Genomic DNA, 13,148 nt, shown 5'->3' with positions numbered 1-13,148 from the left:
ATCGCGACGGAAGGCCGTGGCTGTGCCGGTATAATCGCAGTCCCCCAAAAGGAAGTCCCCCGAATGTCGCTGCGCACGCCCGAACTGCTCGCCCCCGCTGGCTCCCTGACCATGCTCGACACCGCCTTTGCCTACGGCGCAACGGCGATCTACGCGGGCCAGCCGCGCTACTCGCTGCGGGTGCGCAACAATGATTTCGGCGACATCGACGTGCTGGCGCAAGGCATCGCGCGCACTCACGCGCTCGGCCATCGCTTCTTTCTGGTGTCGAATATCTTTCCGCACGGCGCCAAACTGAAGACCTATCTCGACGACATGGCGCCGGCCATCGCCCTCAAGCCAGACGCGATGATCATGTCCGATCCCGGCCTGATCATGCTGGTGCGCGAGACCTGGCCGGAGATGGAGATCCACCTGTCGGTGCAGGCCAACACGGTCAATGCCGCCGCCGTGCGTTTCTGGAAACAGGCCGGGGTGAGCCGGGTGATTCTGTCGCGTGAGCTCTCGCTCGACCAGATCGCCGAGATCCGTCAGGCCTGCCCGGACACCGAACTGGAGGTGTTCGTGCACGGCGCGCTGTGCATCGCCTACTCGGGCCGCTGCCTGCTGTCGGGCTACTTCAACCATCGCGACCCCAACCAGGGCTCGTGCACCAACTCCTGCCGCTGGGACTTCAACGTCAAGCCGGCGGCCGAAGACGCCAGCGGTGATGTGTATGTGATTGAAGAGCGCGAGAAACGCCAGGGCAGCTACATGCCCATCGAAGAAGACGAGCACGGCACCTACATCCTCAACTCCAAGGACCTGCGCGCCATCGAGCATGTGCAGCGACTGGTCGAGATCGGCATCGACTCACTCAAGATCGAGGGGCGCACCAAGAGCCCTTATTACGTGGCGCGCACCTGCCAGACCTACCGCCAGGCCATCGACGACGCCGCCGCCGGACGCGGCCTCGATCCCGCCCTGCTCGGCCAGCTCGAAGGCCTCGCCAACCGCGGCTACACCGACGGCTTCTACCAGCGCCACACCCCGGCCGACACGCAGAACTACCTGCGCGGGCATTCAGAATCGGACCGCAGCCAGTACGTCGGCGATGTGGTCGCCTACGACGCCGCGCGCGGCCTGGTCGAGATCAACGTCAAGAACAAGTTCGGCGTGGGTGATCGCATCGAGCTGATCCTGCCCAGCGGCAACCGGGATATCCAGATCACCCAGATGGAGAACGCCACGGGCGACGCGGTCGAAGTCGCGCCCGGCAGCGGCCATCGCGTGTGGCTGCCGCTGCCCGCCGAGAGCGTTGGTGCCTTTGTGGCGCGCTACGTTTAAGCCCGCGCGCTAGACCATATCGGCCGGCCGCACCCAGCGATCGAAGTCCTCGCCGCTGAGTGCGCCAGAGCGCAGCGCCGCCTCGCGCAGGCTCAAGCCCTCGGCATGTGCCAGCTTGGCAATGGCCGCCGCCGCGTCGTAACCAATATGCGGGGTGAGCGCGGTCACCAGCATCAAGGAGCGCGCCAGCAGATCATCAATGCGCTCGCGCTGGGCCGTCAGCCCCGCCACGCAGTGCTGCTCAAAGCTGCGCATGCTGTCGGCCAACAGCTCCAGGCTCTCAAGCACCGCCTGCGCAATCACCGGCTTGAAGACATTCAGCTCGAAGTTGCCGGCCGCGCCGGCCATGCCCACCGTGACGTCATTGCCGAAGACACGGGTGCACACCATGGTCAGCGCCTCACACTGGGTCGGGTTCACCTTGCCGGGCATGATCGAGCTGCCCGGCTCATTCGCCGGCAAACTCAACTCCCCGATACCGCAGCGCGGGCCACTGGCCAACCAGCGCAAATCATTCGCAATCTTGTAGAGCGCTGCGGCCAAGGTCTTCAGCGCGCCATGCAAGGCCACCAGCGGCTCGTGCCCGGCCAGCGCGGCGAAGCGATTGTCGGCGCACACAAAGGCGAGTCCGCTCACCTCCGCCAGCCGCGTCGCCACCGCCGGGCCGAAGGCCTTCGGCGTGTTCAGCCCGGTGCCCACCGCGGTACCGCCGATCGCCAGCGCGAGCACCGCGGGCTGCGCCTGCGCAATCGCCAGCGCCGCCAGATCCAGCTGCGCCACGTAGCCGGAAAACACCTGGCCCAACGTCAGCGGCGTGGCGTCCTGCAAGTGCGTACGGCCAATCTTGACGATGTCGGCAAACTCAACCACCCGGCTCGCCAGCGACACCCGCAACTGCGCCAGCGCGGGCAGCAGCGCCTCGGACACCGCCACCGACACCGCCACATGCATGGCGGTCGGAAACACATCATTCGATGACTGCCCCAGATTCACATGGTCGTTCGGATGCACCCGGCGCTCCGCCCCACGCGCGCCGCCAAGCAGTTCCGAAGCCCGGTTGGCCAGCACCTCGTTCATGTTCATATGGGTCTGGGTGCCCGAGCCGGTCTGCCACACCGGCAGCGGAAAATGCGCGTCATGCTGGCCGTCGATCACCTCTTCCGCCGCCGAGACGATCGCCGCGGCCAGCGAGACCTCAAGCCGGCCAAGCTCGGCGTTGGCGCCCGCCGCCGCCGCTTTAACGTGGGCCAGCGCGCGAATCAAGGCCAAGGGCATGCGCGCATGGCCAATCTGAAAGTGCGCCCGCGCCCGCTCGGTCTGGGCGCCCCACAAGGCCGTATCGGCCACCTCGACCGGGCCGAGGCTGTCGTGTTCGGTGCGTGCCATCACGTTCTCCCGTGTTTCTTGTAGAAGCTTGGAGGCGCGAAACAAGACTTCGTTCGAGTCGGCACAAAAACAAAGCGGGCCCCGAAGGGCCCGCTGGTGATGATGGTTTGCTTTGGCTTATTCAGCGATTTCGCGCTGGATCGTCCACTTGCCATCGACTCGCGCCCACTCCAGACGCTTGGCGACCACGTCCTGATAGTCATTGGCGCGGTAGGTCTGACGGAAAACCGTCGCGGCCACATCCGGGCCGAGCTTCTCGACACGCAGTTCAGCCACGCCGACCGAGATGTTGCCTTGCTTGGCCAGACGCACCCGGCGTTGCTTCTCCCAGGCCGCGATCGACTGTCCTTCAGCCGGCACAAAGCCTTTGCCATAGAAGGCGCGATACGCATCGTAGTCTTTGGCGGCCCACGCGGCGGCCCACTTGGCAGTCGCATCGGCCAGATCGCTGGCCACGCTCTCGGCCTTCGGCTCGGGCGCCACGACGGCGGCCGGCTTGGCTTGACCCAGCAGTTTCAGCACGGCGCTGGGCTCGGGCGCTTCGGCCGGGCACGCGGCAGACGGTGTGACAGCTTCGCGGTCCTTGGCCAGATCGCTCAATGCAGGCAGGTCTTCACGCGCCACCTGCAGACTGGGCAGGAGCTTGCCCATGCCGCCCAGCGTGCGGGCCTCGGCCACTTTGTGGTCGTAGTCGCCATTCACATAGGCGCGGCGCGCCTGAAAGTATTCGTTTTCGGTATCGAGCAAGTCGAGCAGCGTCCGCTGGCCAATGTCGAACTGCTTGCGATAGGCCTCGCGCGCCTTGGAGATCGACAGCTGATGCTGGTTGAGATACTTGAGCTGCTCGGCGAGGCGCTGCACATCGTTATAGGCAATCGACAAGGTCTGGCGAATGTCACGGCAGGACTTGTCGCGCAGATCCTTGGCCTGATTCAGGCGTTGCGCAAACTGACGCACCGCGGCGCGATCGGAGCCGCCATTGAACAGGTTGAAGTTCATCACCAGCTCGACCACGCTGTCGCCATGCCGGCCGACGTCGCCATCGGTGTTGTAGTCCACGCTCTGACGGGCGCGCAGATCGACGCGCGGCTGGTAGGCGGCCTCTTTGCCCTTGGCCTCTTCGGTGGCCGCACGCACGCTCTCGACCGCCGCATGAAACGCCGGATGACCTTCGTAGGCCAGACGCAGCGCGTCCGCCACCGACGGCGGGAGCTGTTCGGCCAGACGACCGATCGGCTGAAGCGCATCGCCCGGCAACTCGCCGACAAGGCGCTGGTAGCGGGAGCTCACATCGTGCAGGTTGGAGGCTTCGGTCAGCAGATTGGACTCTGCCAGGGCCAGACGACCGCCGGCTTGTTCGAGGTCGACGCGACGGCCCACGCCAGCGCTGGCGCGCTCTTCAATCTGATCGAACACTTCCTTGTGGCGCAGGAAGTTCTCTTGCGCCAGTTGCACCAGGTCGCGATAGCGCAGCACGTCTGCATAAGCGCGGACGGTCTCGCCAGCCACGGACTCGGAGGCATCGAGGATTTCAAAATAGCGGGTGAGCTTGGCGTGCCCCAGCCGGGCGACTTCACTCTGCGTGGCAAAACCGTCATAGACCATCTGGTTCAGCGAGAGCGTCGCACCGCGCCGGGTGTAGTTGCGATCGGCAATCCCCGGGTCGCTCTGGCGCTCGCGGCCAATGCCGGCCGTCAGGTCAACCCGCGGGAAATAACCACCGCGTGCCACATCCTGCTCCTCTTCGGCGGCCAGATAGGCATGCCAGCGCGCCTGAACTTCGGGGTTGCTGACCACCGCACGTTGCACGGCTTCGCGGAGTGATTCGGCGGGCACGGCCTGCAAGGTCAGGGGCAACAAGGCGAGCGCAGCGACGGCAGACAGGTGGGATATTTTTTTCATAGTCTTAAAAATGGCGTCGGCAGTCCGTTAAACAACGGATTGGAGGAAAGCGATAGCGGCCGATGTTAGCCCAACCAATTCATGAGTACCGTAATAAAGTTGTGATTCGGCAGACACTAATCGTTGAAACTTCGCGTTAATTCACCTTTATTTTCATTTGCTGCGCCCGACCCCCCCGTTATGACAAAGCGTTTCTGACGTGACCGACCCGGCCGCAGGCTTCAGCCTTCGCCCGCGGACCCGCAAGCTGGCGCGGGGGCTTTGTCACGCGCTGGCGGGCGTGGCGGTGTGCCTGCTGGCGAGCGCAAATCCCGGGCTCGACAAGGTCGAGCAGACCGCCCGCCAGCGCTATGACGACCAGGTTGTCGGCCGCGTTCAACACTGGCGCGCCTCAATGGCGCAGATGCAGGACAAGCCCGAAGCCGAGCAGTTGCGCGAGACCAACGATTTCTTCAACCGCCAGGTTCAGTTCCTCGATGACGTCGTGGTCTGGCAGCAAAAAGACTACTGGGCGACGCCACTCGAAACCCTCGCCAAACGCGCCGGTGACTGCGAAGACTTCGTGATTGCAAAGTATCTGTCGCTGCGTCTGCTCGGCGTGCCCGATGAAAAATTGCGTCTGATCTATGTCCGCGCCAAAATCGGCGGCGAACGCAGTTCGCTGACCCAGGCGCACATGGTGCTGGGCTACTTCGACACGCCGACCAGCGAACCGCTGGTGCTCGACAACCTGGTCGGCGACATTCAGCCGGCCTCTCGCCGCACCGATCTGTTCCCGGTGTTCAGTTTCAACAGCAGTGGTCTGTGGGTGGCGGGTTCAAGCACCGCGGCCGCCCGCCCCTCAGAGCGCCTGTCGCGCTGGCGCGACCTGATCGCCCGCTTGCGCGACGAAGGATTCGAACAATGATGTACGCACCTTGCAGAAGGACCCGGTCATGTCTTTGATCAAACAACTGTGGCTCGCCATTGTGGTGGTGATGCTCACCGCGCTCGGCGTCAGCTTTGTCGTCAGCACCTTGTCGGCGCGCGACTACCTCCAGCAGGAGTTGCACCGCAAGAACCTCGACAACGCCAACGCGCTGGCGCTGGCCATGACCCAGCTACCCAAAGATCCAACCACGCTGGAGTTGCTGCTGGCGGCGCAGTTCGACAACAGCCACTACGAATTCATCCGCCTGGTCGAGCCCGCCAATCAGACCGTGATCATGGAGCGCAGCATCGACACCGCGGCCATCGCCAGCGCCGCGCCCGGCTCAGCCGACGCGCAGGCGCCCGCATGGTTCCGGGCATTGGTGCCGATTCGCTCGGAACCGGCCAGGAGCCTGGTCAGCGATGGCTGGACGCCCTTCGCCACCTTGACGCTCAAGAGCGATCCGGCCTTTGCCTACAGCAGTCTGTGGCAGGGCACGCTGCAACTGCTGACCTGGTTCGTCGCCGGCGCGCTGCTGATCGGCGCGCTGGGCAGTGTGTTGCTGCGCGCCCTGCTCCGTCCGCTGGGCCGCGTGGTTGATCAGGCACGCGCCATCGGCGAGCGCCGCTTCATCAGCACCGACACGCCCGACACACCGGAATTTGCCGCGGTGGTCACCGCCATGAACACCCTCAGCAACCGCGTGCGCACCATGCTCGAAGAGGAGTCCGCCCGGCTCGAAGGACTGCGCCAAGCGGTTCAGCACGATGCGGTGAGCGGCTTGCTCAACCGCGAGCACTTCCTGGCCCAGGTGGCGCACACGCTCGAGAGCGACACCGCCCCCCGCCACGGCGCCTTGGTGATCGTGCGCCTGACGCACCTCATCCAGCTCAACGAATCACTCGGCCGGGCGACCACCGACGCGCTGCTGCGCAAGCTTGCCGACAGCCTCAAAGCGATGCTCCCCGACGACGGCACCTGGCTCATCGGACGCCTCAACGGGACTGACTTCGCCATCCTCGCGCCGGCACTCGACACGCCAGACGCGCTCGCCAGCACGCTCACCGAGCAGCTCGAACTGGCCGTCAGTAATAGCCTGCCGGACGCGTACCGGGCCCTGCCCGTCGGCATCGCGTGCTATCAACGCGGCGACGCACTGCCGCAACTGCTCGCTCACGCCGACGTCGCGCTCGACCGCTCCGAACTACTGCCCGACACGCAGCCGCAGATCGAACACGTTAATCCGGCGACCCGCCCGGCCACGGATCTGGCCGGCTGGCGTGCGCTGATCGCGCAAGCGCTGGACACCGGTCGCTTCCACCTGGCGCAGTTCCCGGTCATGAACCGCCACCGCGAGCTCCTTCACATCGAAACCCCGGTGCGCATGCAGCACCCGACCGATGACGTGGAGCTCACCGCGGGCGACGTCCTGCCCTGGGCCACGCGTTGCGGCCTGCTCTCGCGCATCGACGAAACCGTGGCCGAACAGGCGCTGGCGCTGATCGCCAAACAAGGCACTGGGGTGTGCATCAACCTGTCGGCCGCATCCATGTGCCACGCGCCGACCATCAGCCGGATCGCCGAGTTGCTGAGCGCCCAACCTGCAGCGGCGCAGCAACTGTGGATCGACCTGCCCGAAGGCGCGGCCTTCCGCCACGGCGTCGAGTTCCGCGCGCTGTGCCGGCGACTCAAGCCACTCGGTTGTCACATCGGTCTGGAGCATGTCAGCCAGCAGGTGTGCCGCATCGGCGAGTTGCACGACGTCGGCCTCGACTACCTCAAGATCAGCGCGGCGGTCATCCGTGGCATTGACCAGAACCCCGGCAACCAGACCTTCCTTCGCGGCCTGGCGACCATCGCCCACACCATGGGCATGCAGGTCATCGCCGAGGGCGTCACCAGCCACACCGAGGCGGAGCAACTGGACGCGCTCGGCTTCGACGGGCTCACCGGGCCGGGCATTCGACACTGAACGCAGCGCCCAAAAAGAAACACCCCCGTCGCGACGGGGGTGTTTCTTTTTATCGGCTCGGTCTGTACTTCAGACGAAATCATCGCCCCCCAGCAAATCCAGACCACCGCGCGACTGACGCATTGACCGGCGCTCCATGAGCTTGGACTGTGCCGCCTGCGGCAGGTCGGTAAAGCGGATCACGTCGCGACTGATCAGCAGATCAATCACGTCCTCCAGCACCCGCACCAGACGCATGTCCGAGTCGGCCAACGGATCTTCGCCCATCAGGGCGCGGGCAAAGCCGGCCACAGCCGGATCGCTCGCATCGGCCAACTCGGGATGCGCTGCATCCTGCGTCAGGCTCGCCGACACGATGTGCCCTTCTGCATCACGTTTGACAAAAACCATGGTGGCTCCTTGGCGGCGGCAGCCCGGCACCCGCCGGGCTGCGCCCTATCAGTCGGTAATCAGCTTGCCCTTCGACAGCAGATCCTGAATCACTTGCTGGTCGGAGCTCAAGCCGCCGCTGAACAGGTTGACCCCGTCGAGCGTGATGGTCACATCTTCCTTGCCGGCGCTGTAGCCACCGGTAAAGCCGCCGTTGCTGCTCACATGCACGATGGTGTTTCCACCGCTTTGCGAGAAGTGCAGGTAGTTGAGCAGCGAGCCTGCGTCGTTGCCAAGGTGTTGCTCGCCCTGCAGCAGGTCACGCAGATCCAGCGCGTCGCCCCCAGAGGCCACCGATGCGGTATCGAAGTCAGTCACACGATCGACTGACGGCGTACCCGACACGCCGCGTGCAGCCAGCGTCCACTCGAACACATCGGCGCCGAGTCCGCCGGTCAGCACGTCGCTGCCCTCGCCGCCCGACAACACATCGTTGCCGGCGCCGCCGACCAGCGTGTCGCTGCCCGTACCACCGCGCAACACGTCATTGCCATCGCCGCCATTGAGCGTGTCATTTCCCGCGCCCCCCTCGAGAACGTCATGGCCTGCGCCACCGTTGACGACGTCGTTGCCGGCGCCGGCGACGATACGATCGTTGCCCGTGGTGCCCGTCAGGGTGTCGTTGATGTCATCGCCAAAGATGCTGTTGGAGATGATGCGGGTCGTCAGCACCGCGCTGCTGGTGTCGCCGTCCGTATCGGTCAGCGTGTAGCCGATCTCGACCGGGGCGACGGCCGCGGCAACGTTGGGCTGCACTGACTCGAAGCTGACGCTGGTGATCCGGGCCTCGGCTGCACTATTAGCCTCGATCTCGACCCACCCGATATTGCTGTACTCGGACGGCAGCGTCACGACGCCTTCGTTGGTGCTGTAGAAACGGCCCAGCAGGTTGCCGGCCACATCGAACACGCTGTAGGTCAGCGCGCGCACCGTGCCGCTCGTCGAGCCCAGGTTACTGGCATTGGTCGCCACCACAAAGCTCACATCCTGAACACCTTGCGTATGGATGCCCTGATTGAAGCGCACCACCAAGGTCTCGAGGTTGTCGAGACGGCTGCTCGAGTCGCCACCATTGACGCCGACACCGTCGTTGCTAGTGCCGCTCGAGTTGTTGTAACTCAGCGCTTGCGCAGCGCCCGTGCGGCTGACCCCCGACAACAGCACACCATTGGCCGTGGCGTTGCTCGAGGTATTGAACAAGGTCGTCACGGCCGCGCTGGTCGGCGTGACCGGCACATCGGCCGTCGGGGGCGTGTAGTCGTAGAAGCCCGTCTTGCTGAACACCAAAGACGAACCACCGCTGGTCGCGGTCCAGTTCAGCTGACCGTTGTTGACCGTCCAGGTAAAGCCCGCACCGCTGCCGGAGGCATTGGTGGTCAGATCGTAGGTTGCGCCCTGGAAGGTCACCGAGGTGACTTCTGCGCCATCGACGGCTTTGTCGACGCCGCCGCCCGCGGCCGAGAAACTGGCCACTTGTTGCCCTTGCGGCAGGCCACCGTCAGTGCCAAGCCCGGAGATCACGTTGCCTTCGAAATGCGTCTGGTTGGCCAGCAGCGTGTCCGAGTCCGGCCGCGCAATCGGCTGACCGTCGGCGACTTCAACGCGCAACAGCGTCGATGGCGAAACATCGCCGTCGTTGTCGCGCGCCACAAAGTGCAGCTCAAAACTGTCGCCTTCGGTTGCCGAGCCATTGGTAAAGAAGGTGTAGTCGCCCGTCTTGAAGTTGAAAGTCAGCGTCCCCATGCCAAAGCCCTGGCCCGCGGCCAAGGTCACCAGGTCGCCCGCCACCGGGTAACCCGTCAGGAAGCTGCTGTTCTGCGAGACCTGGTTCAACCCCGAGTCGTAGGTAAAGGTGACCAGCTGATCCGGCGTACCGTCATTGTTGCTGTCGAGCATGATCTCGATGGTCTGGATGTAGCCGCCGTCGGCGCCGAGCACGTTACCCACGTTGGCGTTGCTCACCACGTTGCCGCCGTAAGCGGTCGGCACGGTGGACAACAGCGCGGAGTCCAGATCGTTGAGGTCGGGCACGATGATCGCGGGGTCGACCACGCCGTCGCCATCGGCGTCGACGTTGTGGATCGAGTTCAGCGGGCCGGTGTTGGCGATACCGGTACCGATACCGACCGCATAGGCATCCACCGCGTTGTTGGCAATCCAGGTGGTATAGCCCGACGCACCGGCCGGATCGGTGAGGTTGCCCACGGAGGGCTCACCATCCGAGATGAAGTACAGCGTGTTCTTCAGGCTCGTATCAATGGTGCCAAAGGCGGTCTGCACCGCGCCCAGCGCGCTCTCGTAGTTGGTGCCCCCCGAGCCGTCCAGGCCATCAATTGCCGCCAGCGTCGCGTTCTTGTCAGTCAGCGGCGCACCCGGGTTGACGATGGTCGCCGAGCTATCGAAGGTAATCAGCGTCACCGACACGCTCTGCGCCTGGTTGTAGTACTCGGCCACCAGTTCCTTCATGGCGTCCTTGGCCATCTGCAGACGGGTGGTGATGGTGATGGTGCCGTCGGCATTCAACTGGCGCACTTCACCGGCCGCCGACTCGATGTCCATCGAGCCGGACACGTCGAGCACCAGCACCAGGTTGTAGCTGGGCACCTGGTCTTCGGAGACCTGCACCGTGCGGTCGAACGATAGCGGCACATCGTCAATCACGTTGATGCGCAGCGCGGCCGAGGTGGCGTTGGAGGTGTAGTTGAACACCTCGGTCACGCTCAGGTCGTTGGCCGCCGCGCTGTTGTCAGCGCGGTCGAGCAACGTGTAGGTGTAGTCGCCCGCATTTGCCCCCGCCGTATCGACGATCAGATTGCCGATCGCGGTATCGATGGAAATATAGCCAGCGCGCGAGTCCATATCGCCCGCACCGCCATCTGTCACACCACCAATACTGAGCAGCGAGGTGCCGCCACCGTCGTTGGCAAACAGGTTGCCCGACACGATGGTGGCACCGCCGCCCGAACCCGCCGCCAAGCCGCTTTCATACACGGTGGCAAGGTCATCGCGCGCGCTCACCACGGTCAGATTCACCGTGGCGGTGCTGGTCTGGCCATCATCGTCGGTCAGCGTGTAGGTGAAGCTGGCCGGGCCGGCAGTCGGCGACACATAGGTCCAGGTGCCGTTACCGTTGTCGGTCAGCGTACCGCTGCTCACCGAGCTGACGCTGGTGATGGTGGCGTGGTCACGCAACACGTCGTTGGCCAGCAACTGGCCTGCGGTGATGATGATCGGCGTATTCGCGGTGGTCATGAAGGCATCGTTGGCCGCCAGCGGCGCGCCGTCGTCCACCGGCGTCACGTTGACCGTCACGGTGTTCGGCGCCGGATCAAACAAGCCGGAGCTATCGCGCACACTGAAGTCGAAATTGGCGTAGTTGTTGCCGTTCGCCTGCGGTGCCGGCGTAAAGACCAACTGGCCCGCGCTGATGTTCGCGCCGCTCAGCACCTGGCCAACGGTCACTGCCACCCCATTGAGTGTCAGCGAACCATCCGCCGGCAGAGAATCAATCCGCACCGAGGTCGGGTTGCTCGGGTTGCCATCCTCCGCATCGTTCATCTGGAAGTTGGCCAGCGAGAACACGTAAGCCACGTCCTCGGCCGTCGTCACCGTCTCGTCACGACCCAGCGGCACATCCTCGGCACCCGTAATGGTGATGGTCAGCGTCGTCTGGGCGAAGCCACCGTTGCCATCGCTGATGCGATAAGTAAAGACGTCATTCGCCGTCTGACCGGCCGACAAGGCCTGCGCGCCCGCGCCCGGCACATAGGTGTAGCTGCCGTCGCCATTGATGGTGACCGCACCATAGGTACCTGCGACCGACGCCCCCACGCTGCCCGACGGCGGCGTGCCCGGCGTACCCGCCGCTACACCAACCACCGTCAGCACGTCACCATCGACGTCGCGGTCTTGCGTCGGCGTGCCCGGCGTGACATCGCCCGACACGCTCGCGGCATCTTCGCTGACCGTATTGGTATCCGCGACGGCGATCGGTCCGTCGTTCACCGAAACCACATTGACCGTCACGGTCGCCGTATCAAAACCGCCGTTGCCATCCGTGATGGTGTAGGTGAAGGTGTCAGCGCCGAAGAAATTGGGGTTCGGCGTGTAAATCGGATTCCCCGTGGCGCCGTCAATCACCACCGTCCCGTTGGTTCCTTGAGTCACCGCAGTGACGGTCAGCGGATCACCATTGGGGTCGGTATCGTTGCCACGAACCGCAATCACGACCGGCACATCTTCATTGGTGCTGATCACGTCATTAACTGCATCCGGATCATTGTCGAGGATCTGCGTCGTCCTGCTGCCCGTGCCGATCACCAGATTCTCGAAGCCCCCCCCCGGCACGCCAGGCAGCGCGATCGAAACACTGTAGCTTTCGCCCGGCTCCTGAATCGCGTCATCAAAGGTGCTCACATCGAAGGTCGCGGTGGTCGCCCCTGCGGCGATCGTCACCGTCGCTGGCACGCTGGTGATGTCGCCCGACACCGTATCGACGTGGGTGAGCGTCACGTTCAGCGTCACGTCCGTCGTCGGTGCCTTGTCGAGGGTGACGGTGTAGGTGGCGTTGCTGCCTTCGGGCACGGTATCCGGACCACTGATCGACACCGTCGCGGTGTCTTCGGCTCCCGGAGGATCGTCGCTGCCCACTTGGTCGACGATGGTCGTGGTCACGCTTGAGGTGCCAACAACCAGATTCTCGTAGCCACCGCCCGAGGTGCTGGCGATGCTGGCGGTGAAGGTCTCGCCGCTGTCGGCGTAGGCGTCATCCAGTGTCGTGACGTTGAAGCTCGCGCTGGTGGCGCCGGCGGCGATGGTGACGGCCGTGGTGACCGGCACCAGGTCGCCGTTGTCGGTGGTGACGTGGCCGGTGACGACGTTGACCGTCAGCGCCGAGGCCGGGGCCTTGTCCACGCTCACGGTGTAGGTGGCAACTTCGCCTTCGACGACCGAGGCCTGACCGGCGATGCTGATCGTCGCGGTGTCTTCGGCTCCCGGAGGATTGTCGCTACCGGTCTGGTCGAGAATGGTCGTGGTCACGCTGCTGGTGCCAACCACGAGATTCTCGTAGCCGCCGCCCGAGGTGCTGGCGATGCTGGCGGTGAAGGTCTCGCCGCTGTCGGCGTAGGCGTCGTCGAGCGTCGACACGTTGAAGCTCGCGCTCGTGGCGCCGGCGGCGATGGTCACCGCCGTGGTCACGGGGACCAGGTCGCCGTTGTCGGT

Annotated in this window: 7 protein-coding genes; 3 read left to right on the top strand and 4 right to left on the bottom strand. The window is 64.7% G+C overall.

The window, feature by feature from the left end; translation table 11 throughout:
• Positions 1 to 63 precede the first annotated feature (63 nt).
• On the top strand, positions 64 to 1,326 hold the full coding sequence (locus FHP89_RS04795) for a peptidase U32 family protein (RefSeq protein ID WP_144179450.1): 1,263 nt from the start codon (positions 64 to 66) through the stop codon (positions 1,324 to 1,326).
• A 9-nt stretch (positions 1,327 to 1,335) separates the two neighbouring features.
• Here the strand turns inward: FHP89_RS04795 and fumC are convergent, their stop codons facing one another.
• Both fumC and FHP89_RS04785 read right to left on the bottom strand, forming a co-directional pair.
• The gene (gene fumC, locus FHP89_RS04790; protein WP_144179449.1) at positions 1,336 to 2,712 is read right to left on the bottom strand and encodes a class II fumarate hydratase; all 1,377 of its coding nucleotides are present in this window, start codon (positions 2,710 to 2,712) and stop codon (positions 1,336 to 1,338) included.
• A gap of 117 nt (positions 2,713 to 2,829) precedes the next feature.
• Complete coding sequence (locus FHP89_RS04785) at positions 2,830 to 4,614, bottom strand: TolC family outer membrane protein (RefSeq protein ID WP_144179448.1); 1,785 nt, start codon at positions 4,612 to 4,614, stop codon at positions 2,830 to 2,832.
• Positions 4,615 to 4,813: 199 nt separating this feature from the next.
• Here FHP89_RS04785 and FHP89_RS04780 point away from each other — a divergent pair, with 199 nt between their 5' ends.
• Both FHP89_RS04780 and FHP89_RS04775 read left to right on the top strand, forming a co-directional pair.
• Positions 4,814 to 5,521, top strand: coding sequence for a transglutaminase-like cysteine peptidase (locus FHP89_RS04780; RefSeq protein WP_222105315.1), 708 nt, complete (start codon positions 4,814 to 4,816; stop codon positions 5,519 to 5,521).
• Positions 5,522 to 5,549: 28 nt separating this feature from the next.
• Complete coding sequence (locus FHP89_RS04775) at positions 5,550 to 7,496, top strand: bifunctional diguanylate cyclase/phosphodiesterase (protein WP_144179447.1); 1,947 nt, start codon at positions 5,550 to 5,552, stop codon at positions 7,494 to 7,496.
• A gap of 69 nt (positions 7,497 to 7,565) precedes the next feature.
• Here FHP89_RS04775 and FHP89_RS04770 read toward each other — a convergent pair whose 3' ends face one another.
• The gene (locus FHP89_RS04770; RefSeq protein ID WP_144179446.1) at positions 7,566 to 7,886 is read right to left on the bottom strand and encodes a hypothetical protein; all 321 of its coding nucleotides are present in this window, start codon (positions 7,884 to 7,886) and stop codon (positions 7,566 to 7,568) included.
• 48 nt (positions 7,887 to 7,934) lie between these two features.
• Positions 7,935 to 13,124, bottom strand: a complete 5,190-nt coding sequence (locus FHP89_RS04765) for an Ig-like domain-containing protein (RefSeq protein WP_222105314.1) — start codon at positions 13,122 to 13,124, stop codon at positions 7,935 to 7,937.
• Between the last annotated feature and the right edge of the window lie 24 nt (positions 13,125 to 13,148).

Source organism: Denitromonas ohlonensis, assembly GCF_007625205.1.
In the GTDB taxonomy this organism is placed as follows: Bacteria; Pseudomonadota; Gammaproteobacteria; order Burkholderiales; family Rhodocyclaceae; genus Nitrogeniibacter; species Nitrogeniibacter ohlonensis.
The sequence above is the reverse complement of the archived record's forward strand: the minus strand, read 5'-3'. Positions and strand labels throughout refer to the sequence as shown.

Excerpts from the sequence above, each read along its gene's own strand:
- FHP89_RS04795 (WP_144179450.1), top strand. The coding sequence starts at position 64 with ATGTCGCTGCGCACGCCCGAACTGCTCGCCCCCGCTGGCTCCCTGACC.
- fumC (WP_144179449.1), bottom strand. The coding sequence starts at position 2,712 with ATGGCACGCACCGAACACGACAGCCTCGGCCCGGTCGAGGTGGCCGAT.
- FHP89_RS04785 (WP_144179448.1), bottom strand. The coding sequence starts at position 4,614 with ATGAAAAAAATATCCCACCTGTCTGCCGTCGCTGCGCTCGCCTTGTTG.
- FHP89_RS04775 (WP_144179447.1), top strand. The coding sequence starts at position 5,550 with ATGTCTTTGATCAAACAACTGTGGCTCGCCATTGTGGTGGTGATGCTC.
- FHP89_RS04770 (WP_144179446.1), bottom strand. The coding sequence starts at position 7,886 with ATGGTTTTTGTCAAACGTGATGCAGAAGGGCACATCGTGTCGGCGAGC.